This window comes from Paraliobacillus sp. X-1268 (genome assembly GCF_003426095.1).
Taxonomy (GTDB): domain Bacteria; phylum Bacillota; class Bacilli; order Bacillales; family Amphibacillaceae; genus Paraliobacillus_A; species Paraliobacillus_A zengyii.
On the sequence record NZ_QJSK01000001.1, the window covers coordinates 630,727 to 656,792 of the forward strand.

30 protein-coding genes are annotated in these 26,066 nt (G+C 34.7%); 13 read left to right on the top strand and 17 right to left on the bottom strand.

Going from position 1 to position 26,066, the window contains the following annotated elements:
• Window positions 1-498: 498 nt before the first annotated feature.
• The 4 genes from D2K62_RS03220 to D2K62_RS03235 all read right to left on the bottom strand — a co-directional run bounded on the left by D2K62_RS03220 (window position 499) and on the right by D2K62_RS03235 (window position 5,330).
• The gene (locus tag D2K62_RS03220) at window positions 499-2,328 is read right to left on the bottom strand and encodes an ABC transporter ATP-binding protein (protein ID WP_117160899.1); all 1,830 of its coding nucleotides are present in this window, start codon (window positions 2,326-2,328) and stop codon (window positions 499-501) included.
• Window positions 2,329-2,344: 16 nt separating this feature from the next.
• Entirely contained in the window at window positions 2,345-4,096 is a 1,752-nt protein-coding gene (locus D2K62_RS03225) for an ABC transporter ATP-binding protein (RefSeq protein WP_117160900.1), read from the bottom strand.
• Window positions 4,097-4,289: 193 nt separating this feature from the next.
• Complete coding sequence (locus D2K62_RS03230; RefSeq protein WP_117160901.1) at window positions 4,290-4,739, bottom strand: TlpA family protein disulfide reductase; 450 nt, start codon at window positions 4,737-4,739, stop codon at window positions 4,290-4,292.
• Window positions 4,740-4,787: 48 nt separating this feature from the next.
• Window positions 4,788-5,330, bottom strand: coding sequence for a peroxiredoxin (locus tag D2K62_RS03235; RefSeq protein WP_117160902.1), 543 nt, complete (start codon window positions 5,328-5,330; stop codon window positions 4,788-4,790).
• A gap of 236 nt (window positions 5,331-5,566) precedes the next feature.
• On the opposite strand from D2K62_RS03235, the gene D2K62_RS03240 reads away from it, so the two are divergent.
• Complete coding sequence (locus D2K62_RS03240) at window positions 5,567-6,406, top strand: mechanosensitive ion channel family protein (RefSeq protein WP_117160903.1); 840 nt, start codon at window positions 5,567-5,569, stop codon at window positions 6,404-6,406.
• A gap of 42 nt (window positions 6,407-6,448) precedes the next feature.
• Here the strand turns inward: D2K62_RS03240 and D2K62_RS03245 are convergent, their stop codons facing one another.
• The 4 genes from D2K62_RS03245 to cbpB all read right to left on the bottom strand — a co-directional run bounded on the left by D2K62_RS03245 (window position 6,449) and on the right by cbpB (window position 9,275).
• Window positions 6,449-6,691 (bottom strand): YkuS family protein, encoded by a 243-nt coding sequence (locus D2K62_RS03245; protein ID WP_112180705.1) that lies wholly within the window; start codon window positions 6,689-6,691, stop codon window positions 6,449-6,451.
• A 73-nt stretch (window positions 6,692-6,764) separates the two neighbouring features.
• Window positions 6,765-7,880: an N-acetyldiaminopimelate deacetylase gene (locus D2K62_RS03250; RefSeq protein WP_117160904.1), complete on the bottom strand. Its 1,116-nt coding sequence runs from the start codon at window positions 7,878-7,880 to the stop codon at window positions 6,765-6,767.
• Between the two features lie 81 nt (window positions 7,881-7,961).
• Window positions 7,962-8,684 (bottom strand): 2,3,4,5-tetrahydropyridine-2,6-dicarboxylate N-acetyltransferase, encoded by a 723-nt coding sequence (dapD, locus tag D2K62_RS03255; protein ID WP_112180703.1) that lies wholly within the window; start codon window positions 8,682-8,684, stop codon window positions 7,962-7,964.
• Window positions 8,685-8,804: 120 nt separating this feature from the next.
• Window positions 8,805-9,275 carry a cyclic-di-AMP-binding protein CbpB gene (gene cbpB, locus D2K62_RS03260; RefSeq protein ID WP_112180702.1) on the bottom strand — a complete coding sequence of 157 codons (471 nt, stop codon included), beginning with the start codon at window positions 9,273-9,275 and terminating at the stop codon, window positions 8,805-8,807.
• A 240-nt stretch (window positions 9,276-9,515) separates the two neighbouring features.
• On the opposite strand from cbpB, the gene D2K62_RS03265 reads away from it, so the two are divergent.
• Window positions 9,516-9,980: a YkyB family protein gene (locus D2K62_RS03265; RefSeq protein WP_117160905.1), complete on the top strand. Its 465-nt coding sequence runs from the start codon at window positions 9,516-9,518 to the stop codon at window positions 9,978-9,980.
• 19 nt (window positions 9,981-9,999) lie between these two features.
• Here D2K62_RS03265 and D2K62_RS03270 read toward each other — a convergent pair whose 3' ends face one another.
• From D2K62_RS03270 to D2K62_RS03280, 3 genes are all read right to left on the bottom strand, one after another.
• Window positions 10,000-10,398: a hypothetical protein gene (locus D2K62_RS03270; RefSeq protein WP_157967299.1), complete on the bottom strand. Its 399-nt coding sequence runs from the start codon at window positions 10,396-10,398 to the stop codon at window positions 10,000-10,002.
• 144 nt (window positions 10,399-10,542) lie between these two features.
• The gene (locus D2K62_RS03275) at window positions 10,543-11,403 is read right to left on the bottom strand and encodes a patatin-like phospholipase family protein (RefSeq protein ID WP_117160906.1); all 861 of its coding nucleotides are present in this window, start codon (window positions 11,401-11,403) and stop codon (window positions 10,543-10,545) included.
• Window positions 11,404-11,653: 250 nt separating this feature from the next.
• On the bottom strand, window positions 11,654-11,806 hold the full coding sequence (locus D2K62_RS03280) for an FbpB family small basic protein (RefSeq protein WP_369974619.1): 153 nt from the start codon (window positions 11,804-11,806) through the stop codon (window positions 11,654-11,656).
• Between the two features lie 135 nt (window positions 11,807-11,941).
• Between D2K62_RS03280 and D2K62_RS03285 the strand changes: the two genes are divergently transcribed.
• Window positions 11,942-13,102, top strand: a complete 1,161-nt coding sequence (locus D2K62_RS03285) for an aminotransferase A (RefSeq protein WP_117160907.1) — start codon at window positions 11,942-11,944, stop codon at window positions 13,100-13,102.
• 64 nt (window positions 13,103-13,166) lie between these two features.
• On the opposite strand, the gene D2K62_RS03290 is transcribed toward D2K62_RS03285, so the two are convergent.
• A complete protein-coding gene (locus tag D2K62_RS03290; RefSeq protein ID WP_112180697.1) occupies window positions 13,167-13,337 on the bottom strand; it encodes an aspartyl-phosphate phosphatase Spo0E family protein in 171 nt (56 codons plus the stop codon).
• Window positions 13,338-13,568: 231 nt separating this feature from the next.
• On the opposite strand from D2K62_RS03290, the gene lepB reads away from it, so the two are divergent.
• Genes lepB through nfsA form a run of 5 tightly spaced genes read left to right on the top strand, consistent with a single transcriptional unit; the run spans window position 13,569 to window position 17,970 of the window.
• A complete protein-coding gene (gene lepB, locus D2K62_RS03295; RefSeq protein ID WP_112180696.1) occupies window positions 13,569-14,090 on the top strand; it encodes a signal peptidase I in 522 nt (173 codons plus the stop codon).
• Window positions 14,091-14,129: 39 nt separating this feature from the next.
• A complete protein-coding gene (locus tag D2K62_RS03300; protein ID WP_112180695.1) occupies window positions 14,130-15,278 on the top strand; it encodes a zinc ribbon domain-containing protein in 1,149 nt (382 codons plus the stop codon).
• 19 nt (window positions 15,279-15,297) lie between these two features.
• Complete coding sequence (locus tag D2K62_RS03305; RefSeq protein WP_117160908.1) at window positions 15,298-16,434, top strand: S1C family serine protease; 1,137 nt, start codon at window positions 15,298-15,300, stop codon at window positions 16,432-16,434.
• A 36-nt stretch (window positions 16,435-16,470) separates the two neighbouring features.
• On the top strand, window positions 16,471-17,205 hold the full coding sequence (locus tag D2K62_RS03310) for a hypothetical protein (RefSeq protein WP_157967298.1): 735 nt from the start codon (window positions 16,471-16,473) through the stop codon (window positions 17,203-17,205).
• Between the two features lie 18 nt (window positions 17,206-17,223).
• On the top strand, window positions 17,224-17,970 hold the full coding sequence (nfsA, locus tag D2K62_RS03315) for an oxygen-insensitive NADPH nitroreductase (protein WP_112180692.1): 747 nt from the start codon (window positions 17,224-17,226) through the stop codon (window positions 17,968-17,970).
• A gap of 36 nt (window positions 17,971-18,006) precedes the next feature.
• Here nfsA and D2K62_RS03320 read toward each other — a convergent pair whose 3' ends face one another.
• Window positions 18,007-18,456, bottom strand: a complete 450-nt coding sequence (locus D2K62_RS03320; RefSeq protein ID WP_112180691.1) for a hypothetical protein — start codon at window positions 18,454-18,456, stop codon at window positions 18,007-18,009.
• A gap of 222 nt (window positions 18,457-18,678) precedes the next feature.
• Here D2K62_RS03320 and D2K62_RS03325 point away from each other — a divergent pair, with 222 nt between their 5' ends.
• The 4 genes from D2K62_RS03325 to spoVAE are packed head-to-tail and all read left to right on the top strand — an operon-like array spanning window position 18,679 to window position 21,006.
• Window positions 18,679-19,158 carry a YhcN/YlaJ family sporulation lipoprotein gene (locus tag D2K62_RS03325; protein ID WP_112180690.1) on the top strand — a complete coding sequence of 160 codons (480 nt, stop codon included), beginning with the start codon at window positions 18,679-18,681 and terminating at the stop codon, window positions 19,156-19,158.
• Window positions 19,159-19,172: 14 nt separating this feature from the next.
• Window positions 19,173-19,643: a stage V sporulation protein AC gene (gene spoVAC / locus D2K62_RS03330; protein ID WP_112180689.1), complete on the top strand. Its 471-nt coding sequence runs from the start codon at window positions 19,173-19,175 to the stop codon at window positions 19,641-19,643.
• Entirely contained in the window at window positions 19,643-20,653 is a 1,011-nt protein-coding gene (gene spoVAD / locus D2K62_RS03335; RefSeq protein ID WP_112180688.1) for a stage V sporulation protein AD, read from the top strand. The genes spoVAC and spoVAD overlap by 1 nt, the downstream gene beginning before the upstream one ends.
• A 59-nt stretch (window positions 20,654-20,712) precedes the next feature.
• Window positions 20,713-21,006 (top strand): stage V sporulation protein AE, encoded by a 294-nt coding sequence (spoVAE, locus tag D2K62_RS03340; protein ID WP_369974620.1) that lies wholly within the window; start codon window positions 20,713-20,715, stop codon window positions 21,004-21,006.
• Between the two features lie 88 nt (window positions 21,007-21,094).
• On the opposite strand, the gene D2K62_RS03345 is transcribed toward spoVAE, so the two are convergent.
• Complete coding sequence (locus D2K62_RS03345; RefSeq protein WP_117148763.1) at window positions 21,095-22,078, bottom strand: zinc-binding dehydrogenase; 984 nt, start codon at window positions 22,076-22,078, stop codon at window positions 21,095-21,097.
• A 692-nt stretch (window positions 22,079-22,770) separates the two neighbouring features.
• On the opposite strand from D2K62_RS03345, the gene D2K62_RS03350 reads away from it, so the two are divergent.
• Entirely contained in the window at window positions 22,771-23,064 is a 294-nt protein-coding gene (locus D2K62_RS03350; RefSeq protein ID WP_112180685.1) for a hypothetical protein, read from the top strand.
• Here D2K62_RS03350 and D2K62_RS03355 read toward each other — a convergent pair.
• The 3 genes from D2K62_RS03355 to D2K62_RS03365 form a co-directional block, all read right to left on the bottom strand.
• Window positions 23,055-24,842, bottom strand: a complete 1,788-nt coding sequence (locus D2K62_RS03355) for a M3 family oligoendopeptidase (protein WP_117160909.1) — start codon at window positions 24,840-24,842, stop codon at window positions 23,055-23,057. The two genes, D2K62_RS03350 and D2K62_RS03355, sit on opposite strands and share 10 nt — an antisense overlap.
• Window positions 24,843-24,920: 78 nt before the next feature.
• Complete coding sequence (locus D2K62_RS19335) at window positions 24,921-25,736, bottom strand: N-acetylmuramoyl-L-alanine amidase (RefSeq protein ID WP_269813795.1); 816 nt, start codon at window positions 25,734-25,736, stop codon at window positions 24,921-24,923.
• 20 nt (window positions 25,737-25,756) lie between these two features.
• Window positions 25,757-25,990 carry a phage holin gene (locus D2K62_RS03365; protein ID WP_112180683.1) on the bottom strand — a complete coding sequence of 78 codons (234 nt, stop codon included), beginning with the start codon at window positions 25,988-25,990 and terminating at the stop codon, window positions 25,757-25,759.
• Window positions 25,991-26,066 lie beyond the last annotated feature (76 nt).

Below are 26,066 nucleotides of genomic sequence, written 5' to 3' on the forward strand. Positions count from 1 at the left end.
GCTGGTCATATTATGCTGATTGATTGTAGCGTAGGACAGTCGACTCCTGCGGGAAAAGCAACAGCTGAAAATCCCGCAGGAAGCGCTTTTTGCTTCCGAGGAAGTTGAAGCGTTGGGTCTGCGATTACTCGACCCATCGAAAAGACTTGCCCGCGGAAAGCGACTGTCCGAAGTGGAAATCAACATGGCAGTTTACGTCGTAGTTGATGGAAATTCCATTGGATAGGTTGTTGCTGTGTCAACATATGGAACCTCTCACAATTGCAATTCATTTCAATAAGAAGTGCCTAAAGAAAGCGTTGTGTATTTCTAGAACGAGTTAAGAATGGCGAGGAATATAGCAGACACGCTCTAAAATTAAAACAGTCAACGAATAGGTTTTATTTTTTGGTGAAAAAGTTTAGTTATTACTTTTAAATTCTGTTAACAAAGTTAAAAGTAATAAAGTTTACGAAAACCCCTCCATTACTAAGTAATGGAGGGGTTTATTTATAGAATTTATAATGCGTCTAACATTTCGAATTGTGATTTAACTAAACCAAAATATTCACCTTGTTTTTGCATTAATTCGGAATGATTGCCTTGTTCTAAAATCCTTCCGTTTTCTAACACAATAATATTATCCGCTTCTCGAATTGTTGACAAACGATGGGCGATCATAATAGCCGTACGACCATGTAATAACTTCTTAAGCGCATGTTGGATACGCACTTCTGTTTCTGTGTCAATACTTGCTGTTGCCTCATCTAAAATCAATATTCGCGGATTAGCTAATAAGGCTCTAGCAAACGACAGTAATTGTCTTTCACCTGCAGAAAGAATGTTTCCTCTCTCTTCTACTTCAGTTTGATATCCTTCTGATAAACCTAAAATGAACTCATTTGCTCCTACCACTTTTGCGGCATCAATCACTTCTTCATCTTTCGCACTAGGTCTTCCAAAACGTATGTTTTCCATAATAGAACCAGAAAAAATAAATGTATCTTGTAAAACAACACTAATATTATCTCGTAAATTACCAACTTTCATATCTTTTAAGTCATTTCCATCTATTTTAACTATACCTTTTGTTGGATCATAAAAACGACTAATCAAGTTTGCGATAGTTGATTTACCAGAACCAGTATGCCCTACAAGTGCTACTGTTTGACCGACCTTCATTTCTAATGAAATTTCATGTAATGCAACCCGATCATCATCATAAGAAAATTCAACATGATCAAATTCAATATGCCCTCTCATGTCAGTAAACTCTTTTGCATCTGGTTTTTCAAAGACATTAGGCTGTTCATCTAAAAACTCAAAAATACGTTCAGATGATGCCATCGCAACTAATAATTGATTATATATTTGACCAAGACGAGAAATAGGTTCCCAAAACATACCTAAGTAAATGGCGAAGGATACAAAGTCACCAATCTCAATCGTACCAGTAATAATTAAATGTGCACCAAATGAAATTAAAATAACAGTACCAATTGCATTACTCATCTCAACAAACGGGCCAAAATAAGCGCTCTTTTTCATTGCGACTCGTTCTACTTCATAATTATCTTCATTCACACCATTAAAGTACTCTGTGTTTTCCTTTTCTTGTGAAAAGGATTGTGTAATACGTATACCTTGCATACTTTCATTTAAATGTGAATTTAAACGGGACTTCTGTATACGTACCTCTTGCCATGTTTTACGGATATTTCTTCTTAATTTAGTAGAGATATAGAACATGATTGGCAAGATTACTAAGACAGCTAATGTAAGCTGAGGACTTAATACAAATAAAATCACGATTATACCTACTAACATAAAGACATCCATCAATAAGTTAATTATTCCGTTGGTAAACAGTTCTTGTAATGAATTTACATCATTTAAGATGCGAACCAAAATCGATCCAGCTGAACGTTTATCAAAAAAGTTATGAGATAAACGTTGTACGTGTGAAAACAATTGTTTACGGAGATCATGAATAACGTTTTGTCCTAATACATTGACCCATTTAATTCTAAAATGGTTTCCAATATAACTAATCACATACAAAATCGAGATTAGAATAATTAAATAGGTTAACAGTGTTGGATCTTGATTAGCTATCGCTACATCGATTACTTCTTTACCTATCAAAAATGGGACTGCTAGGCGAATCATTGTCGTGATAAACATTGCTATAATTGCACCTGGTAGTAATGATTTCGTATACGGTTTTATATAGAATAATAATCGTGTCATTTGTTTCCAATTAAACGGTTTTTCCACAGCTTGATCAAGTGGATAATAAAACCGCTTTAAATGTGGACTTTGTTGTTTTACTTTTTCTTGTTTTGCCAAAGTTATCCCCCCTTTTTTATTTAACTGTATTCATAATCGCTTGTTTATCTTGATATTGAATGTCATATATTCGTTGGTATGGTCCAGCATTATCTAATAACTGGTCATGAGTACCTCGTTCAACAATTTCGCCATTTTCTAAAACAAGAATTTCATCTGCATGTTTTAATGAAGATATCCTGTGAGCAATAATGAATGTTGTTCGACCTTTCATAACTTCGTTTAGCGCTTTTTGAATCCTAAATTCAGTTTCCATATCTACAGCAGACGTTGCATCATCCAAAATAAGAATACTTGGATCAATCAAAATCGCCCTAGCTATTGCAATACGCTGTTTCTGACCACCAGATAAGCCCATCCCTCTTTCTCCAAGCATCGTTTCATAACCATTGGGCATTTCCATTATAAATGAATGTGCCTGCGCACGTTTAGCCGCTGCAATAATATCATCTATACTTGCTGTTGGATTACCGTATGCTATGTTATCTCTAATTGATGTAGAGAATAAGAACGACTCTTGTAAAACAAATCCGATATGTTTGCGTAATGCCTTTATGTTATAGTCACTTGAAGGTTTATTATCAATTAAGACATTACCTGCTTGTGGTTCGTAAAAACGTGTCATTAATTGTGTAATACTCGTTTTTCCAGATCCTGTTGCACCGATAAGTCCAATCACTTTTCCCGGTGGTGCATCAAATGAGATATTTTTCAGTGCTACTTCGTCACCTTCAACATATTTAAATGTGACATTTTCAAACGTCACATGACCTTTTATTGAATTTGGAATAAGTGCATGGTCTTTTTCTTGCACATCCTCTTCAGCTTCCAATATTTCTAACAACCTTTCCCCTGATGCTTTTGCTTGAGAAAATTGGTTAACGATAAAGCCTAACTGCATCAATGGTCCTAAAATGTAGTTTACTAGGCTAAAGAAAGCGATTAGTTTACCTACTGAAAGGTTACCATCAATCACTAAATATCCTCCAAAAATAAGTAAGGCAACCATGCAAATGTTACCAATTAACTCCATGAACGGGAAATAATTAGCCCAAATATTTGATGTTTTAATATTCTTTTCTCGGTATTCCTGGTTATTGACAGTAAATCGTTCTATTTCAAAATCCTCTTTTGATAGAGATTTAACTGTATTAATTCCACTCACGTTTTCCTGAATACGCGTATTTAAACGACCTAATGATTTACGGATGGCACGAAAAGCTGGGTGTACCTTCTTATCAAATTTATATACAACCACAGCCAAGAATGGCATGGCCGCCATTGTTACAAGTGCTAATGGAATCGAATAGTAAAACATAACAGATAAACTAATTACAATTAACAATATAATGCGGATTAGTTCCTTTAATCCAGCAGCAAGGAAGAATTTAAAACCTTCTACATCCATTGTGAGGCGTGACATTAAGTCACCTGTTCGTGCATTGTCATAGTAAGTAAAAGAAAGACGCTGTAACTTTGTATACAATCCATCTCGCAATCTATAAACAGAAGAGACACCGAATAGATCTCCTAAGTATTGTTGTATGAAATTTGCTATCCCTTTAATAATCATCACAAGGATAAATCCACCTGCTAAATAAGGTATAAGACCATATTGTTCCTCAAGAACAACATTATCAATCGTTATCTGTAATATAATTGGGTAAAGTACTGTGATTCCTGTTACGATAACAACAAAAAATAAAGACATAAGAAAGTACTTTTTAAATGGCATATAATATTGCTGTAGCTTTTTAAACGTTTCCAATGTATTTTCCCTCCTCTTTTTCTTTTTTCGTAATTATAAATATATCGGTTTCCGAAATAAATTACCACCCTTTTGCATTATTTCTTTTGAAAAACTAAAAAATCAGTCTTAAGACTGAAGTGCTTTATTCCAATCGAAAATAAAAGATCCTTTGTATGGATTATTTCACACAAAGGATCTTTTACAGCTATATCTATTTCTCTGTCGTTCCTAACACACGATTCACACGTTTACGAAGCATTTTCATTCCCCCACCACCAGCTTGAAAATGGCGGAGATTGCCTTCCTCATCGAAAACATAATATGCCGGAACATATTCATTCTCAAATGCATCTGTTAGTACATGTTTATTGTCCACAAAAATCGGCTGCGTAATATCGTGTTCTGCAGCAACTTCTTTAATTTGCTCTAAATCTAAATCTTTTTCAGAACGTGGTATATGGACAGCGACGACATTAAGGTTGTCTTTATACTCATCACGAAATTCATTAACATTTGGCATTGCTTCTTTACATAAACCACAACTAACTGACCAAAAGTGAAACAGCGTTGGTTTATTGCCAATAAGATCGTCCTTTTTAAATTCTCCATTTAACCATTCGGTTGCACCATCTAATTCTGGCATTGGTGTTCTTAATTTCATTTAACATAACCCTTTCTGTGCACCCATTATTAATGAAATAAAAAAATTTTATAGTGTTTCTTGACCTGGCTTCCAATTAGCTGGACATAAGCCTCCAGTTTGTAATGCTTGAAGCACACGTAAAGTTTCATCAACATCCCGCCCAATATTATTATGGTTTACGACTTGATATTGCAACTCACCTTCTGGATTAATAATAAACAATCCACGAAGCGCTACACCTTCCTCTTCTACTAATACACCGTACTCTCCTGAAACCTTATGATTTGTATCAGCTGCTAATGGATAAGCAAGATCTCCTAACCCATTAGCATCGCGTGGTGTATTGATCCAAGCTAAATGTGTATGTACAGTATCAGTTGATACGCCAATTACTTCTGCATCTAAATCTTCAAATTCATCATAACGGTCAGATAACGCCGTAATTTCTGTTGGACAAACATGTGTAAAGTCCATTGGATAAAAGAATAACACTGTCCATTTATCCTCTTTCATAATCGCTTCTAAAGATATCTTGTTAAATTCTTTATTTGCCAGTACTGCTTCCATTTCAAAACGAGGAGCCTGTTTTGCAACCATACGTTCAGCCATACTAATCCCTCCAATTATATATTTTGTTAATCTTTTCACATACTTTATTTAAGTATAAAGATCAGTAAAAAATTAGTCAATAATAATAGAAATTTTAAATTATCATCCTAGTCTAGTAACAGCTTTAACAAAAACACAAAATGCTATGCTTAATTTTTGTCGAAAAAGGGTATTATTTGATTATTGCGGTATATTTCTTTATTCTGTAATAGTTAAATAAGAAAGGAGAATTCAAGATGAACATATTTGGCATTGATTTCAGTGCGTTTACTACTACCTATCCACTAATTGCTAGTGCATTAAAAATCGTTTTTCTATTCATTGCTTTTGCAATTGCCGCACCAATAGGTCGAAAGGTTATTGCTAGCACCCTAGAAAAAGCAGGTAAGAGAGAGAATATATCACCAGCTCGAACTAAAACATTAGAAAAGCTTATACAAAATGTTTATACATACATTTTACTATTTGTATTCATTGCAATGTTATTCGGTATATTTGGTCTTGATCTAGCTCCATTAATTGCGGGTGCAGGTATAATTGGCCTTGCAATTGGTTTTGGTGCTCAGGGTCTCGTAAGTGATATTGTAACTGGTTTTTTTATTTTACTAGAAAAGCAAATTGAAGTAGACGAATATGTATCGACAGCAGGATACAGTGGTATTGTTGAAGAGGTAGGCTTACGTACAACTAAAATTAGAAGTTTTGATGGTACGTTAAACTTTATTCCAAACAGACAATTAGAGGGAATTAGTAATCATTCTCGTGGCACCATGCGAGCCTTAGTTGATATTGGCATAAGTTACGATGACAATATTGACCATGCGATGAGTGTTCTTCAAAGTATTTGTGATGAGTTTCAACAGGACGCACGTTTTGTTGAAGGTCCAGACGTACTAGGAGTTCAAAGCTTCGGTTCATCTGATGTTGTTTTACGTCTCTTAGGTAGAACTGAAAATATGGAGCAATTTGCTGCAGAGAGAGAGATCAGAAAACGCATTAAGGAAGAGTTTGATAAAGCTGATATCGAAATTCCATTTCCACATCAAGTTAATATTACAAAAGATTCAAGTAAATAACGAAAAGCGGGTAAGCCATTATTTGGCACCCGCTTTTTTCTATTATGTCATTTTCTCATCAACTTGCTGACAAATCTCCTCAGCGTTCATACCGTGGGCATTAATTACAGAACCCGTATAATTCGTTGTTGCCATTCCCATTACATCTTTATCTTGGCCTGATATAACACAACACCCACAATCCCCTAAGTCTTCCTCTTGCTTTAATTCAATAACCTCATAGCCTTTATCTTGCAAAGCCCCTTTTACATCTGATAATGTACCTTCAACACCTACACGTTTCACACTATCTGCCTCCAATTCTGTTTTCAAAAGGTAGTTTGTGCGAAAGAACAGCTATTTATACAAAAAAAGAGGATTATAGTTGACGTAAAGTAGCTTCAACTACTTCTATTCCAGTTACTAGTGCATCTTCATTTGGATTTAGTTTACTATGATGCAACCCAAAAGGTGAGCTAACACCTAACCAAAACATAAATCCTGGAATATCACGTAAGAAGTAACCAAAGTCTTCTCCTGTCATAGCAGGATTAGCTTCCTTCCAAATTGCCGAAGTATCGGAAATTATTTGTTTGAATTTATCAACATATCTTTCCGTATTATAAACTTGATAATAATTAGATCCATAATCTATCGAAATTTCACAATGATGGCTTCGTTCAAAACCTTTTGCCATTTCTTCAATTGCTTGCTTAATCTCTGCAATTATACTAGCATTGGCTGTTCGAATTGTACCTTCTAATCTAGCATTTTCAGCAATAACATTCTGTACCGTACCACTCGTTATTTTTCCAACTGTAACAACAGCACTTTCTAAAGGATCTAATCTCCTTGCTACTATTTGCTGTAATTGTGAAACAAAATTACTAGCAGCAACCACCATGTCATTTGTTAAATGTGGATATGCTGCATGTCCTCCCTTACCTTTAAAGTCAATAAACAGTTCACTCGTGTTTGCAAATAAAAGTCCTGATCGAGTAGAAACTGTCCCTACAGGTAATTCTGGCGCAATATGTAATGCGGTTATAATATCTGGATAGAAAGACTGAAAAATTTCTGATTCAAGCATTGGTAGCGCGCCACCTGGTCCCTCTTCTGCAGGTTGAAAAATTAGCACAATGTCATTTTCGGGAGGTTTATTTACTAATTCCGTTAAAACACCAAATGCAATCGTCATATGCAAATCATGGCCGCACGCATGCATCTTCCCCTCATGGTGAGATGAAAATGATAATCCAGTTTCTTCCTTAATCGGTAAACCGTCTATGTCTGTTCGATATGCGATTGTTTTAACGGATTTCGTTCCTTTTACTTTAACTAGTATTCCTGTTTTCCAAGTTTCTATTATCAAAGAATCTTGCGGTAATGATTTTATCTTTTCTAGCAAATAAGACTGTGTTTTAAATTCTTGAAAACCTAATTCAGGAATTTGATGTAATTCCCTTCTAATATTTCGTAATTTTTCACGATACATTACGTTCACCCCTCGTTCTTCTATTACTAAATGATGTAAAAAAAAGTAGGAGAGTATACTCACCTACTTTTTACTAGTCGTTTATTCTTCGTCTAATTTACGAAGCGCTTGCATAATTTCTGTTTTAGATTTCGTTTTATCATCAATCTTTTTAATCATTTTAGCAGGGGTTCCAGCTACTACTGTATTCGGTTCAACATCAGATACTACAATAGCTCCTGCTGCAACAACCGCGCCTTCTCCAATTGTTACACCTTCAAGAACAACTGCATTTGCACCAATTAAAACGCCATCCTCCACTACAACAGGTTTCGCTGATGGTGGTTCAATAACACCAGCTAAGACAGCTCCAGCACCGATGTGGCAATTCTTTCCTACAGTTGCGCGGCCACCTAAGGTAGCATTCATGTCAATCATTGTTCCTTCTCCAATAACAGAACCAATATTAATACTAGCACCCATCATGATAACGGCACCGTCACCAATTTCAACCTGATCACGAATGATAGCTCCTGGCTCAATACGTGCGTTAATGCCTTTTAAATCTAACAGTGGAATAGCTGAATTTCTTCGATCATTTTCTATTACATAGTCAACGATTTGATCTTTATATGTATGCAAAGCTTCTTTAATTACTTTCCATTCCCCAAACAAAACACCTGTTTCGTCTTGTACAAACGCTTGAATTTCATTTGAAAACTCAATTTTGTTTAATTTTGTACCTTTCACATAAACTTTAACTGGTGTTGCCTTTTTACTATTCGAAATAAATGAAATTATTTCATTTGCATCCATCTTCTTCATTTTTCTACCTCCAACATAATTTTTCTTTACTTTATCAGATAGCATATGTAGCTGACAAGTATTAATCATTTCAAGTTCGAATACAGGTCAACTACAATGATTTCTCTGTAAACTACTTTATTACTTATCGTCTATTACTTTTGTAAATAGCGGTTTGTTCACGTGAATGTACTTATTCAACTGCTTCAATATCGCTCTTCTAGTTAAGATACCGTCAAAAAACCCCTCTTCGTCTACTACACAAACAAAAGGATGATCGATTACAGCTTTTAAACAATTTAAAAAATTATCTTGTTTTTTTACACATGGAATTTCTTGATTCATCACTTCTTGTACTTCAACTTCAGATAATCTTTCCATTTCAAAACGCTCTAAACCTAGAATATGATTTAAAATGAGGTTTTTTCCAATTGTTCCTTTAAACTTGTAAGAGGTATCTAAAACTGGTACAGCGGAATATCCTGATTTAACTAATATTAATAACGCATGTTCTAATGGATTATTCAATTGTACGTGTGCTACTTTTTCTGATGAGATCATCAAAGACTCAGCAGTAATATCTAATAACGGTAGTTGTTTAACAGTATTCATTTTATCCACTCCCTTTAACGAGCAGTTGAAAGAATATGTTCACGTTAAAAATTAACATACAAGTACAGTTTACCATAAATAAAATAAGGAGACCAATTGATTTCATACTGCCTACTCATTCAGTAACTAAAATAAAAATTATTTTGATTAGTAGATATAGTTTTTTTGTTAAGAAAATGTTAAAATAGTTGACAAATAGGAATCTACTAAACAAAGTAGACATAGAAAGGAGGTACAGTAGTGAAGAAAGAGAAGTCTACGAATATTGAAGAAATTGCTAAAGCTCTATTCATTATCAATCGCCACGCAAAAACAGCTTTAAATCCTAGTGACTTATATAACTTGAAAAAGAAAACAATTACAAAGTTATTGGAAAATAAAAACGCAGAAAAAATCGGTCTTCATTTTTCAGACCGCCCCAAATTAAGTCGTCAACATTCTACTCTACTAGTAAAGGTAGGAAGCTATTATTTCCACATTCCTCCAAATAAACAAGATTTCAAAGAAGTAGAACATTTGGGTAATATTGATCAAAATTATCGAAATCCGAAAACAAAGTTGTCTCTCACCCAAGCAAAAAAAGTATTATATGTTTTTTTAGAAATACCCTACCCTGTGGAAGAAAAAACCTGCTCAGCCTATTATACACCTTCCTCATTGGGTCGTTGGAACCAATCATATTTCAAAAATAGAAGAGAGAGATAACATACATAAGCGGCATATGTTAATTAGAATTTGACTTGTGCTGCTTAAAATAAAAAACTGCTCTATTTGTTAACACCGTAATGCCTAAGATAACCCCTAAAGCAATGATGTCAAATAATATATAATGTAACATAGAAAAATTAAACGCCATACTCCCCTGCCTTATTCCAAGATATAGATACGAAAACAGCATAACATTGATAAAGAGAAGAATCGTTACAATATACGTTAACAAGAACTTCCACTTTAATTCCATTAATAGTTTTAATGAAGGATGCAAAATTAGATACAATACTACGATACAAACTAAACCTATTAAAAAATCCACTTGTTGTTCTTGTAACCCAAAAGATGTCAATTGGCTTTTTTTGAACCAACTAAACCCAATACTATAAACGATAAGAAACATTGTTTGCACTAGCATATTCCCCTTTCTAGTAAAGAAAGTTGTTAATAAAGAAGCCCATTTCAATAAGAGCCTCCGTATAACTTCTACTATGACTATTACAAACTAGTTTTTCCTACTCAACATTCATTTATACTTATGTAAGAAGAATTTTTGTTATTGGTTCAAAAAAATTTGTAGTTTTCCTCCTAATTGTTTCGCTTCCTCATATCCTTGATTGTATAGAGCATCTAACTTTTGCATGTTCCTTTCAATTCTACTAACTACTAACGGTAATTTAGGTCGAATAATAAAAATCTCTTGCTTTTTCTCCAATTCGTGTAACAAATCTATTGTTTGGTTATATTTCTCATGACGTTTTAACAATGCAGTTACTAATCCGGGATACGCTTTATATTTTCTTTGAACTAAGCGTTTGAATTTCATTTCCTTTTTAACATAACCTTCATTCCTTGTTAGTACGACTACATGTTTCTGATTTCCAGCTTCAATAGATTGCATAATTGGTATTGGGGCACTTATACCACCATCCATTAATTCTAGCCCGTTATGCGAAATACTAGAAGCAATGAAAGGAAGTGAACTTGATGCTCGTACAATTTTTAATAACTCCTTCTTATTCTCAAAACTATCATAATAAACTGGTTTGCCAGAATAAATATCTGTTGCTCCTATGACAAGCTTCGTCGTTTGCTTATTAAAAGCCTCATAATCATATGGAACTAATTGATTAGGGACAGTGTCAAAGATAAAGTCCATTCCAAATAGTTGTCTTTTGGTTAGTAAGCGTTTGTATGAAATATATTCAGGATGGCTGGCATATTTAACAAATACTTCATAATTTCGATCTCTCTGATTAGAAAGATAGGAGGTTGCTACACAAGCGCCAGCTGATGTACCAACTACATATGGAAACTGCAATTCCGCATCATGAAAAAAAGCAAGCACACCAGCGGTATATGCTCCCCTCATTCCGCCACCTTCTAATATTAAACCTGTTTGACCCAATGCATGCATCTCCTTTTCTATTGACTAGTTACAAAGTTTCGATATATTGTATATCACATCATTATACAATAAACTGGTAATTTAGTTAAATCATTTGATTCCAATTCTAATATTAGGAAAAGCAAATAGCCTTTGCTAGACTGCAAAAGCTATTTGCTAAAGTTAGTTTTTTTGAAATAAACATAGAATCCAACATAGATAGAATAAAAGCATGAAAATTGCTAGATGTTTTGTTTACTTTACATGAATTATGGTATGATCAATTTGCATACTGTCTTTTTGGTTTTGGTGAAGGACTTGCTTGTTTATTATCTAAACTTTCTTCAAGCTTTTTCATGGCTATTTTGTCATTTAATAGGTCTTGCTTATTCTGATTAACAAGCTCTTCAAAGTTAACTTTTCTTGTACGCAAGATCATCACTCCTTATATTGATATTTTGTTTGTTTTTAAATTAATGAACCGCTTACATATCATTATAACTGATTGAAAATATTTTTCAATTCAAATAAGTCTAAATTATGCGACAATTTTCAAGGAGGAACAACCGTGGATCATTTATTAAACAAAAATGTCTTAGATATTGAGATTTCAGGTATTCGAAAATTCTTTAATATGGTCGGTGATAAAGAAGATATCCTTTCTTTAACAATTGGTCAACCCGATTTCACAACACCTGAGCACATTAAAACAGCAGCAATTGAAGCAATTAATGATAATCAAACGACCTATACACATAATGCTGGTATCCTCCCTCTCAGACAAGCAATTGCAAATCATGTTAAACAGCATGATCAGTTATTATATAATCCAATGACTGAAATTATCGTTACTGTGGGAGCATCTCAAGCAATTGATATTACATTACGAACGATTCTTCAACCAGGCGACGAGGTCTTATTACCTGCTCCCGTTTATCCAGGTTATGAACCACTTATTCGATTAGCAGGTGCTAAAGTTGTACATATGGACACACGTGAGGATAATTTTAAATTAACTGCTGCAAATTTAGCAGCGCACATAACAGACAAGACTAAATGTGTGATTCTTCCCTACCCTTCTAATCCAACAGGCGTGACATTGACGCAAGAGGAGTTAACGGCTATTGCTAATGTCTTAGAAAAAAAAGATATCTTTGTCATTGCGGATGAAATATATAGTTCACTAACATATGAAGAAGCACACTTTTCGATTGCACGACTGAACCAAGTTAAGAATAAGACAATTGTTATTAACGGCTTATCAAAGTCACATGCCATGACCGGTTGGCGTATTGGTTATTTACTTGCACCAGAATGGATTGCAAAGCACGTTCTTAAGGTTCATCAATACAATGTTTCTTGCGCTACTTCTATTAGTCAACATGCAGCATTAGAAGCTTTTAAAAATGGCCAACAAGATCCAAAAAAAATGAAAAAGGCATATTTGGATAGAAGAAACTATGTCTATGAAAGGTTTTTATCTATGGGAATTGACGTGATAAAACCTGACGGCGCATTTTATTTCTTTCCAAGAATCAATACAAAAATGACATCATTTGATTTCGCTTTAAAAATGGTTGATGAAGTTGGTTTAGCGCTTGTTCCAGGTGATGCATTTAGCCAATATGGTGAGGGGTATTTACGTCTTTCCTACGCTTATAGTATGGAAACACTCGAAAAAGGATTAGACCGTTTTGAAACGTTCTTATCACGAAACAACCGTTCATAATTGTTCAACAAAGAAAGAAGGCAAAGCAGGAAGAAATGAATAACTTCTTCTGCTTTGCCTTCTTTTAAATAACTTTCTCTTTTGATTCTTCATATTGGTTCAATAGCCTGTCTAGTTCACGACTTAACAGAAGTGATTCCTCACTAGTAAAGCCCTCTAGTATGGCAATCTCGATCATTCTTTTACGAAGCATTTCTATCTGAGTGAGTAAATAATATGACTGATCCTTATCCATGCGAAGCTACCCCCCATACCCAACTATGTCTTTGAATAGTTTAACATATTAGAATTAGATTAACATTAATGGCGCCATTTAAAATCTCTTTTAGCAAAATAAATTGTACAAGTTAACCAAACGTACATTCTATTACTAATTATGGTACACTATTATTGCTATTATTCATAGTTTTATGAATTAGGAATAATTCAAAGGGTTTTATTACTTCTTAGAGAAAGGACGTCCCTCATGCACTATAGCGCTAAAATAAATTGGAAAAACTTTATAAAATTTATTTTCATAACTGTTATTCTTGCCATTTTTTTAAGTTCCTTTATTTTTTCTACTTCTATCATTGAAGGAGATAGCATGCATCCGACTTTGGAAAATGGCGAACAGATTATATATAACAAAGCAGCTTATTTATTTACTGAACCTGAGCGCGGTGATGTTGTTATAATTGATTATCCCTTGCAAGATTATATCAAGCGAATCATTGGTCTACCAAATGAAACCATCGAAATACGAGACGAAAAGTTATATATTAATGATGTACTTTATCAACAAACTTTTTTAACAGATGCAAAAAGCTTTACAACTGAAGATTTTGGTCCTGTTACTATTCCAGATGAAAGTTATTTTGTTATGGGGGATAATCGCCAATTAAGTAAAGATAGTCGTAATGGATTAGGCTTTGTTAAAAGAAATGAAATTATTGGACACTCAACTATTGTTATCAATCCCAATTTTGAATGGAAAATGGTAGAATGATAGAAAAGTAATATAACCACTAGAGGTAGGTGTTAATACATGGCTTATTGTCCATATTGTGGCAGTATAACAAAAACGGATGAGTTATTTTGTATTCAATGTGGTGAAAAACTACCAGCAGACATTGATTCCAGAGAAATACCGTCCAAAAGGTACTTTCGTTTCATTTATATTCCTATAATTGTAGCTTTACTAAGTACTATAGGTTGTACAAGCTACTATTTTTATTTGCAATCTCAAACAAAACAAGCAAACGCAGCATATGAAAAAGCAGAAAACTATTTGTTAGACGAAGATTATCAAGAAGCACTTGTTGAAATAGAAACAGCACTTGATCATAATAGCAACTTTCCTGCAGCACAAGAACTACAGAAATTTACTGAGCTTGCCTTAACATTAAAAGATACAATTGAAAATAAAGAAGAAAACAGCTACCAAGATGCTTTAATTGAGATAAATCAGGGTAAGAAAGAATTAAGTAGTTATAGCGGGGAAGCAGTCATTCAACTAACAGATCAATTAGATACATCACGTAAAGAGATTCAACTGGAAAAAGTAAAAAAGAAACTCGAGGATGAACCAAGTATTCAAACGTTACAAACTACTTTATGGGAAGCAGAAGGCATACAGGATCCTGAAGCAATTGAAATAGCCGCGTCTATTAGAGAACAAATTATCGCCTACTCTTCTACAACAGCGAATCAGCTTTTACAAGAGAATCAATTTACCGAAGCTCGTTCTATTGTTGCAAGCGGCTTACAGTACGCACCTGATTCTGAAAAATTATCAAGCTTAAAAACAACAATCGAAAAAGAAAAGACAGCATTTGAAACTGCGCAAGAAAAAAGAATCGAACAAGCACTCACTGCTGTTGAAGCAGAACGTGATCTAAACAATAATGATGCTGTGGAACTAACGAATGCTGAATTAGGCGAAGATGATCAAGGTAACATTATTATCTTTGGTGAAATCAAGAGTGTTGCAACAATACCTATTAACAGTATTGCTATAACATATAACATTATAGATAAAGAAGATAATATAATGGAAACAAATGAAATCTATGTTTATCCTGAAACATTGTATCCAGATGAAGTCGGAAAATTTGATCACACACATTACGATTTAATGGATAAAGATAATGCATTTGATGTAAAAATTGAAACCATAAAGTGGTTCATTGATTAATTACTTGAGGGGTAGCGAGATGAAAAAAAACACACTTTCCATTACCATAATACTTAGCGTTATCATTGTCATTTCAAGTGCTATCATCTGTTTCAACCTTTATACTAATTGGTCATCAAAAACTGTTGAACAGGATAGTAACGTTGCAAGTTTAACTAACACGACCGATCAAAAAGATTTACAATCCATTATTCATGAAGCACAAAAAAACGTCGTTCAAATTAGTGTTGAAACAGCATCAAGTGAAAAAACAGGCTCTGGTTTTTTATATAATTCAAACGGAGACATTATTACGAATGCACATGTTATTGAGGATGCCGAATCTATTACAGTAACCATGTCAAATGCTGAAACTTATAAAGCAGCTATTGTTAAGATGGGAGATAAAAAAGATATTGCTGTTATTAGAGTGCCTCAATTAATTAATCAGACACCTGTTGATATCGCATCTTCAGAAAAATTAGGTATTGGAGATGAAATTATTGCTGTAGGAAGCCCGTTAGGTTTTCAAAACTCTGTTTCAATTGGGATTATCTCTGGTATAGATCGCTCCTTTGAAATTGATACGTTTTCCTATGATAATGTTTATCAAATTTCAGCCAATATTACTCATGGAAATAGTGGTGGACCATTAATTAATCGATCAACTGGTGAAGTAGTTGGGATAAACTCTGCTGGTATCGATGAAAGTGAAATTGCATTTAGTATACCTATAGGAAATGTTATTGAGGATGTTACAGAGTGGTCTCGTTCTGTCAGTGATGAAGAATTAATTTATCCAGTAGCTTCTTATAATATCAATAGTGATCCGGCGCAAATGCAAGAAGATGCAGATTATCTAATTAGCTATTTTTTTGAAAGCATTAAAATTCATGATTATATAAACGCCTACACATTATTAGGTAGTAGCCTGCAAACCGAAACAGGCTATACCGACTTCAGAAAGTCTTATATTTACCACATTTCATTAGAAGTAAGTGAAAGCAAAACAACCTATCTTGAGGATGATAACCAAGTTGAAATCATTACAGATGTTGAAGTGGTTCACGTTGATTCTGAAAACGAACCAGAAACAAGGACGTATACATTTACTGTGGGATATGAAAATGATCAATTAAAGATAATTGAACTAAATAAAGAAGAAGTATCTGATTAGGTACAAAAGAATGTCGTTTGAAGGAGCGCGATGAAGTTGATTAAACATTACATTGGTTGGATACTACTAATTTTTATTTTTCTTGCTGGTTGTTCCGATAGCTCACCCGCTATTGTACAAAAAGATATGGATGGGAATGAAGAAGAAAGTCCAACATTAGTTGAACAAGATGAAGATGAAAATGAAACAGAAGAACATACAATGATTGAGTTCAATATTGAAAATGAGCAAATCATGATTGAATTAAGTCAAGTACCTATTCTAGATAATTATCTTGCTCAAATTCAAGATCGACAACAAGCTCTTGAGAATATGAAATTGAAAAAAATAGACATTTCAACCAAGGACTCTTTGTATTTACTTTCATTTTCTCTGCATGATAACATTGGTTCTTATTTACTATTAGATAAATCAGGTCAAGGTAGTTCTCTTCTATTAGCTGATTTAGCAACTGTTTCTGATATTATCCCATCACCTGATGCATCCAAACTGTTATTTGTATTCGATCGTCAAAATGCTGAAAATGATTGGCAAACAAGTAAGTTGATCATTATTGATGTAGAGACCTTTACACCACTTGGTATGACAAATGATAGAGATCTTCTATTCTCTTCTTTTAAGTGGCCTTTAGAAAACATCACGTGGCAAGATAATGAAACTATTGTAGCGGATATACCAGCCGTCGAAGAACCAACTATCGAAGAACTCAATGCGTGGATAGAATCCGATAAAACGACAGACCAGATTATTTTAAATATTATTGTGGAATAAGAAAGGATGTAGACTAAAGTGAATGAAACACTCGAGACATTATTAAATCACCGTTCGATTAGAAGTTTTAAAGATAAAACCTTGACACAAGAAGAATTGGATATCATTTTAGAAGCTGCGAGTTATGCCTCAACATCGAGTTATTTAATGGCTTATTCTATTATAGGCGTGACTGATCAGGATAAAAAGGCACAGTTAGCAAGTATATCAAATCAGCCTTACATCGAAAAAAATGGTCACTTTCTACTATTCTGTGCTGATTTTCATCGCCATATTAGAAACACATCAGCAGAAGAATACGAAAATATGCGCGTTAATTTAGAAAATACCGAACATTTCTTAGTAGCAACGATTGACGCAACATTAGCGGCTCAAAATGCCGCAATTGCAGCAGAATCAATGGGATTAGGTATTTGTTACATTGGAAGTATTCGTAATGATATTGACAAGGTAGACGCGTTATTTCAACTTCCTGAACATGTAGTTCCTTTATTCGGTATGGCAATTGGTTATCCAGATGCACAACCAGATCAAAAACCAAGGTTAGCTAAACCTGCATTTTATTTTGAAAACCAATATATTTCAACTAATGATGAAGCAAATTATTTACAGAAATTTGATGAGAAAATTTCTGATTATTATCAGAATCGGACCACCAATCAACGAAATGATAGCTGGACAGACCAAATGAAACATGCACTTTCTACACCAAAACGAGCTAGAATTTCAACCTATGTTAAGGAAAAGGGATTCAATAAAAGATAGTTTTTCCAATAAAAAAAAGCCTGAGCAGGCTTTTTTTTATTGGAATTCAATATCTTTTTCAATTTTAATATTTATTTGCTCTTCCTTGTAATAAAATTGACAATTCATATATACCTTATGTGTTCCTTCCTCAAGCGATTCCTCTATAATAGCGCTCTTATGTGGTCGATATATATCCCCTGGTTCTAATATTTTGCTAACAGGACTTCCTGTAAAATCACTCGTATCCGTATTAATCGAAATAGATGTTAGCGGAGTTCGATGTTCAATCGTAACTTGCTCTGCGCCAACATATTCTAATGAATGTAAAATCCGAAATCCTTCATCACTATTCTCTATTCGCATATGTAAAATAAAGTCATTTTCTTTTTGATCAATTGAGACTGTTTCTGCTAATGTCGTTGTCTTTGTACTATCCAGCCAAATAACCGTCGTAGACCCAAAAGCCAATAAAATTATAGCCATAATAACTAGACGCTTTATCATCAAACTCCCTCCTCTCAAAATTTTTCTATATATATTATGACGAAATTCAACAATAAAAGGTTTCAAAATCATGGAAATTATTCTGAATTATTTATTATATCACTTATTTCAGCTATTTACATATCAATATATTTTTTTATCGTATAACTAAATTATTTTTATACAAACTAAACCCACAGAGTTACTTAACAAATTTTATAATACGCGAATAAAGGTGATCATATGTCAAAAATAAAAGTTATTTGGATTATTGTGTCTTTTAGTCTCTTCCCTTTTTTAAGTGGATGTAATCAAGAAGATGCAAATCCACCGTTAATTAATAATCAAACAGATACGAATATGCAACAAGTTAAGCATGAAGGAGGCTTAGTAGATCAATCTGATACGCATGTGATAAATGACAAGATCTTAGCTGCATTTGATTCTGTTGAAGATGTAGTAAGTCTAAAAAACCATGAAGATATCTTAATAGCTATTAAAGCTACTACTTTCCAACAATTTAACGAACAAGAGATTGAGCAAGAAATAAGAAAAGAAATTGAAAAAGTAAAGCCGAATTTCACGATACTCGTTTCATCTGACCAAAAAATTTTTATGGAAATAAACCAACTACTAACAGATTTACGAAATGGTCAACTTTCAATTGAAGAATTTGATAAACGATTTAATAAAATTAAAAAGCTGAAAAATGATACTGCTTAGAGAGGAACTTTTTAATGTCAACAACAAAACTAACAACAAATCAAAAAAAATATCAAAAGTTAGCAGATGAGAAAGAAATAAAACGTCCACTTCTTAAAAATTGCTTAATTTCTTTTTTTATTGGGGGCTTTATCTGTACGATAGGACAAGCAATTTCATTTTTTTATATGTATTATTTTAATTTTACAGAACAAACGGTTGGAAACCCTACTGTAGCTACGTTAATCTTCATTACTATGTTATTGACAGGATTAGGTGTTTACGACCATATTGCTCAATATGCAGGGGCTGGTACAGCAGTTCCAGTCACTGGTTTTGGTAATGCTGTCATTTCTGCTGCTATTGAACATCGTACCGAGGGATTCGTATTGGGTGTTGGTGCCAATATGTTCAAACTCGCAGGTCCAGTTATCGTTTTTGGTGTTTTCTCTGCTTTTGTTATTGCAATCATTAAAACACTCCTTATTCAATGGGGGCTTATCTAATGCTTAACGGAAAGCAAACATGGATTTTTGATCAGGCTCCTGTGATTGTTTCTACTGGAACTGTTGGTGGACCTTTTGAAGCAAAAGGAAAAATGGCAACTGATTTTGACCTATTACACTCAGATTTATGGTTAGAGAAGAAGTCTTTCGAACAAGCACATCAATTACTTATGGAAGAAGCCTGTCAACAAGCAATTAAAAAATCAAACATTACAAAAGAAGATGTACAATTTCTGTTAGGTGGCGACTTGATCAATCAAATGACTCCTACAAATTTCGCTGCTAACACCCTGCAAATTCCTTTTCTTGGACTTTTTAATGCTTGTGCGACATCAATGGAAGCATTGGCTTTGGGTGCATACTTAGTAAATTCAAATGGAGCCAACTATGTATTGGCAGGTGCTGGTAGTCATAATGCTGCTGTTGAAAAACAATTCAGGTATCCTACAGAATATGGTGGACAAAAACCACCGACAGCTCAATGGACTGTAACAGGCGCGGGTGTTGCCTTGCTTAGTAGATCAGGTGAAGGGCCGCGCGTTACAAGTGCTACAATTGGTAAAGTTTTTGATATGGGGTTATCTGATCCATTTAATATGGGTGGAGCTATGGCACCGGCTGCCGTTGATACCCTTGTTACCCATTTAAAAGAACGTGGTATTGACCCAACATACTATGACATGATTGTAACAGGCGATCTAGCAGAAATCGGCAGAGAAATCGCGATTGATCTCGCTAAAGAAAAAGGTGTTACATTAGACGAAAAAACGTTTAATGATTGCGGCTTGTTAATTTACAAGGATGATCAGAAAGTTTTTGCTGGTGGAAGCGGTGCAGGTTGTTCTGCTGTAGTTACATTTGGACATCTTATTAACCAATTAAAAACTAAAAAAATAAACAAATTATTAGTTGTTGCGACCGGCGCATTACTCTCCCCTCTTTCCGTACAACAAAAACAATCGATACCTTGCATCGCACATGCCGTATCAATTGAGAATGGAGGTGCTTAAAAATAGTTTTTTTATGGTCGTTTTTAGTAGGAGGTATCATTTGTGTCATTGGTCAGATTATGTTTGATGTTTTTAAGCTAACACCTGGACATACATTAACTACCTTAGTGGTAGCAGGAGCTGTTTTAAATGGTTTTGGATTGTATGAACCATTAATTGATTTTGCGGGGGCAGGTGCATCTGTACCAATCACTAGCTTTGGTAACTCCTTAGTTCATGGCGCAATGGATGGAGCTGAAAAACATGGATTAATTGGTGTCGTTACTGGTATGTTTGAAATAACTAGTTCAGGTATTTCCGCTGCGATTATATTCGGCGTGATTGGCGCAATCTGCTTTAAACCGAAAGGATAATAAAACACAAGCTCTTGTGTTTGACCCAAAAAAGCATTTTTCTCTCTAGCTTTTTGGGCCAAAACACGATGAACTTGTGCTTTCTTTTTTAATTACCGATTTGTAAACCAACTTTACCAAATTGTTTTCCTTTTCTTAGATAGGTAAATGCATCTTCTGCATCATCAAGATCATAAACACGATCAACTACGGGACGAATAAGATTTTCTTCCATAAATACTAGCATATCATGCAACTCTTCTCTACTACCCATTGTTGATCCAAACAACTGATATTGTCCATAAAAGAATTTTCGAATATCGATGGTTACTTGGTCCTCTGTTGTAGCACCAAAGGTTACCATTCTGCCCCCTTTTTTCAATACACCTAATGAACGGTTGAACGTAGCTTCTCCAACACTTTCTATCACTAAATCGATCGTTTCCCCTTCTAAAGCATTCTTCCAATCTTCATTCGTATCTATTACAACATCAGCACCTAATGCTCGTGCTTTTTCTCTTTTTTCTTGTGAACGTGAAGAGACAATGACTCTTGCTCCTACGGCTTTTGCAAACTGAATAATATAAGTTGCTACACCACTGCCAGCTCCAGGAAAGAAGATCGTGTCGCTTGCCTTCAATTTTCCTTTAGTAAATAATGCTCGAAAACCTGTTAAGGCGGGTAATACCAATACACCAGCTTCTTCCCACGTTAAATAGCTCGGCTTTTTTTCTACGTATGTTGCATCTACTACATATTTCTCCGCAAATGTACCATGATTAGGCATTCCAACAATTCCAAAACCTTCTGGAGGTGCGTCACTATTCGTTATCCAGCCAATTCCCGGATTAATAACGACTTCGTCACCAACCGAAAATTTTGTCACGCCTTGCCCGACAGCCTCAATTATACCTGCACCGTCAGAACCTAAAATAAGTGGCTCTTTGTTTGTCCCTCTTCTGTTGGGTATTTGTAAATCCCGATGATTTAATCCTGCTACTTTTAATTTAACCTTCACTTGTCCTTGCGTTGGTTCCGGTTCATCAATGGTACCAACCAAAAGTTTATCTTCTTGATGTATATAAGCCTTCATTATATCCCCTCCACTTAATTCTTATGACTCTTCTCCAATGCTATTAAACCTCGCAGTAGAGAGAAACTGTGACATAGATTCCTTACTCGCTCCACAATTGAAATGGGATCGCTTTCCGTGGGCACGGCTTCAGCTAACTCGGATAAGCAAAAACCGCTTTCCGAGTGGATCTTCAGCCCGTGCTGTTCCCACTGGAGTCTCACCCATTTCAATTGCTCCGCTAGTTTTGTCTTTAAATATTTTATGAACTACAAATAAACACATTAATCATTAGTCTCTTGAAAATGTTTCGATTGATTCTGTCTTACGCTTAAAAATAGTTCCACTAACTAGCGAAGGAAGCAAATGCTTGACACTCCTACGGGAACAGCGCGAGCCGAAGATCCACTTAGTAAAGCGTTCTTTGCTTTACTAAGTTAGCTGAGGCCGTGCCCGTGGAAAGGGAAAGCATTTGCTGACGTAGCGAGTAAGACCAAAACGTTATGTCGCAGTTGATGATAATTGTGACGTAAGGATTGTTACGTTACAGTTTATTGCAGTTGTAAGCTATATAAGAGTTATGGTTCTTTTATTGTTGTCGTGTTCGTCAAGATGGCAAAAAGACTTCAATCTTCTTTTTTATCATTCGGATTCTTTGATAAGTTCTTTCAGAGATGGCATACTAAACAATATTAGTAGAAAGGAGTGGTCTGATGACACAAGTAATCTCTCATCCCTATTTCATGACAGAACGTAAAATTGTCAACAATCAACAATTTACACAAGAAACAACACATAAAGTTAACCTACACCACACCTTTATTGAAAGTACTGAAAATTATATTGCGTTAGAAAGTGTATTAGACATCTCTTATCGAGCATTGTCCACACACTTCTATTTTCTTTATTTACATACAGATAAGGGAGTGTTAGCTTTTCAATCAAAAACAAATCCTGCCCCATTTGTTGCTGTCTTTCACGATATAAAAGCCTCGAGTTACTCTTGAGTTAGTTGTAAAAACTCTTCTACATCTTGCTTACAAAGATTAATACCTTCTTCCCAAAATGTTGGATCTTTTAAATCAACTTGTAAATGTTTCATCGCTAAATCTTCTACACGCATTCTTCCCGTATCATATAATAATTCATTGTAAAACGTTTCAAATGTAGCAGTATCTTCTAATGCTCGTGCATATATACCCATGCTGAAAAGATAACCGAATGTATATGGGAAGTTATAGAATGGCACATCTGTAATATGAAAATGTAATTTTGAAGCCCAGAATGTTGGATCATACACATCCAATTGATTTCCATAGGCTTCTTTTTGGGCTGCTTCCATCAATTCATTTAAACGTTCTGTCGATACAAAACCTTGCTTCCTTTCATCATAAAAGCTTGTTTCAAATAAGAAACGAGCATGAATATTCATAAAGAACGCTACACTTCGTTGAATTTTATCTTCTAATAAGCCTATTTTTTCTTCTTTATTTTTTGCATTTTTTACAGCAGCATCTGCTACAATCATTTCTGCAAATGTAGAAGCAGTTTCCGCCACATTCATCGCATAACTTTGATTTAGAACATCTAAATCATCCATTATATGTTGATGGTAGCCATGTCCTAATTCATGTGCAAGCGTAGCAACATTCGTGGCATTACCGGCATATGTCATAAAGATCCGAGTCTCTTTGCTATCTGGGAAACTAGTACAAAATCCTCCAGGTCTCTTTCCAGAACGATCTTCCGCTTCAATCCAACTCTGATCAAAGGCCATTTGTGCAAATTGAGCCATCTTTGGACTAAATTTAGAAAACTGTTCAACAATAGTCTCGGCAGCTTCATCAAAACTAATCTTTTTTGAATTTTTTGTAATCGGAGCTTCCAGGTCATACCAATTTAATTTCTCCACACCTAATAGTTCTGCTTTTCGTTGTAAATAGGTGAAAAATACCGATTTATTTTCACTTATTGCTTGCCACATTGTATGTAATGTTTTCTGACTCATTCGGTTATAACTTAATGGTTCTTTTAATACATCTGTCCAACCACGATGCGCATACGTTTGTAATCGAAATCCAGCCATATGGTTTAATGTTTCTGTAAAAAGGTCTGCTTCCTCAGTAAAAGCCGCTTCTAGCTTATCGAATGCCGATTTGCGTACATCGCGGTCACTATCATTTAACTTATTTTCTACCTGTCCTACGGATAATTGTTTCACTTCATTTTTATCTTCCCAATCAATTGTTATCTTACCTACAATTGCATCATACATCTCTTCCCAAGCTTGATAACCATCTACTGCTAAATCTGCAAGTAATGCTTCTTGTTCAGCAGGTAATTTCTCTTTTGTTATTTGTCTACGTTCTTCTAATACAAAGGCAATTGGTTTAATAGATGGACTATCAAGGATAGACACCCATCTTTCTGTTGGAATTTCAGTAAGCATATTATCAACATTCGTCAAAATCTTATCAAACACCGCTTGATAACTATTACTTTTCCCTACAAGTATTTTGGCATATTTATCTTGTGTATTTTCTGCTGTTAAACAACCAATAAACGAAGACATTTCCTCTAATTGCATCGTACATAACCGGATTAGTTCTACTATTCTTTCTAACGTATCTCCATCAATCATTTTGCCTTGAGTTTGCTCAACTTCATTCTTCAACATTTCTAAACGCTTCTCTAATTCCTTTATATAATTTGCGAATTCTTCAGAATTACTGCCACCAGTAAACAAGGTGTCTAAATTCCAAACCTGCTTATATTCCTTTTCCATTCCATCACCCCTAAACTCATTATGCTTCTATCTTACTACTTTTTAGTAAAAAAATAAAAAAGAACGCCGCAGCGTCCTTTACTCAACATGGACATACTTTTCATGCGCAGTAATATAATAAATTTCGCCTTTAGAATTTATTACTTTATATTGCGCACCTTTTCCAACATTTACTTTCTCTGCAATTTCCGGAAAACCAATTCCTTTATTGATTGTATTTACACAGGCACTGTCTTCCCAAGAAGGTTCTCTATAATAGCGTAGATTATCTACCTTACTTTCAAGCCGTTTACCAATATACCAAGGTATATCTTGTGCTATTTTTTCATGCTGATCAGGGGCAAAATAATCATAGCCTGCAAATTCACAAAAGCCTTGCACAACTGCTTCTGCATACATCTCCCAGTTTTTTTCGAGTTGGGTACGGTCATCTTTTAGTGAATCAGCGAATCCGTATTCAATAATGATTGTTTCTACTTCTCCCGTTTCTCTGTGCATAAAATAGTAGTCTTTACTTTTACTATTCGGTAACGTTCTAGTGAAAATACGTCGTACATTTTGCCCTGTACTTTTTAATTTAGATGCTAAGCTTTTAGCCATTCTTCCATCGCTATAAATTGAATGAATGAACTCAGCTCCGTCCCCACCTCCTGCGTTAATATGATTAGAATGACAATAACGCGCACCACTCATTTTCACCGTTCTTACCCTTCCAGTAGGAGATAGTGTTTGGTCTGTATTTCTAGTTAGTTCTACTGGGATACCTAATTCCTTGTATCTCTTCGATTGATATAATGATATTTGCAATACGAGATCTTTTTCGACCCACTTATCATTTGAGCCGCCTCCCGGGTCATCTCCACCGTGACCTGGATCAATAATTAGAACTGGCATCAAGCAATTTCCCTCCTTTATTACTTCGATAGTCCATGTTGTTTCAAACATTCCTTTTGTTCTTTTCCTTTTTTTGTTACATAATTGTTTCCAAACCAAGCAACCAAAGATGAGATTATGGTAAAGGAAGTAGAAAGGAATTGTTCCAAGACTACGTCAGATATTGGTAATGGCGATTTACCAAACAGTACGAGTACTTGGTTCGTTAAAGCAACAAGTAAAGTAAGTGTTCGTATAATCGTACCTTTGTCCACTTTGAATCACCTCCTTGCGTTACATTTAGTAGATAGTAACGCTACTATAGTATTTGCTTGAAGGAGCTTTTGTGGA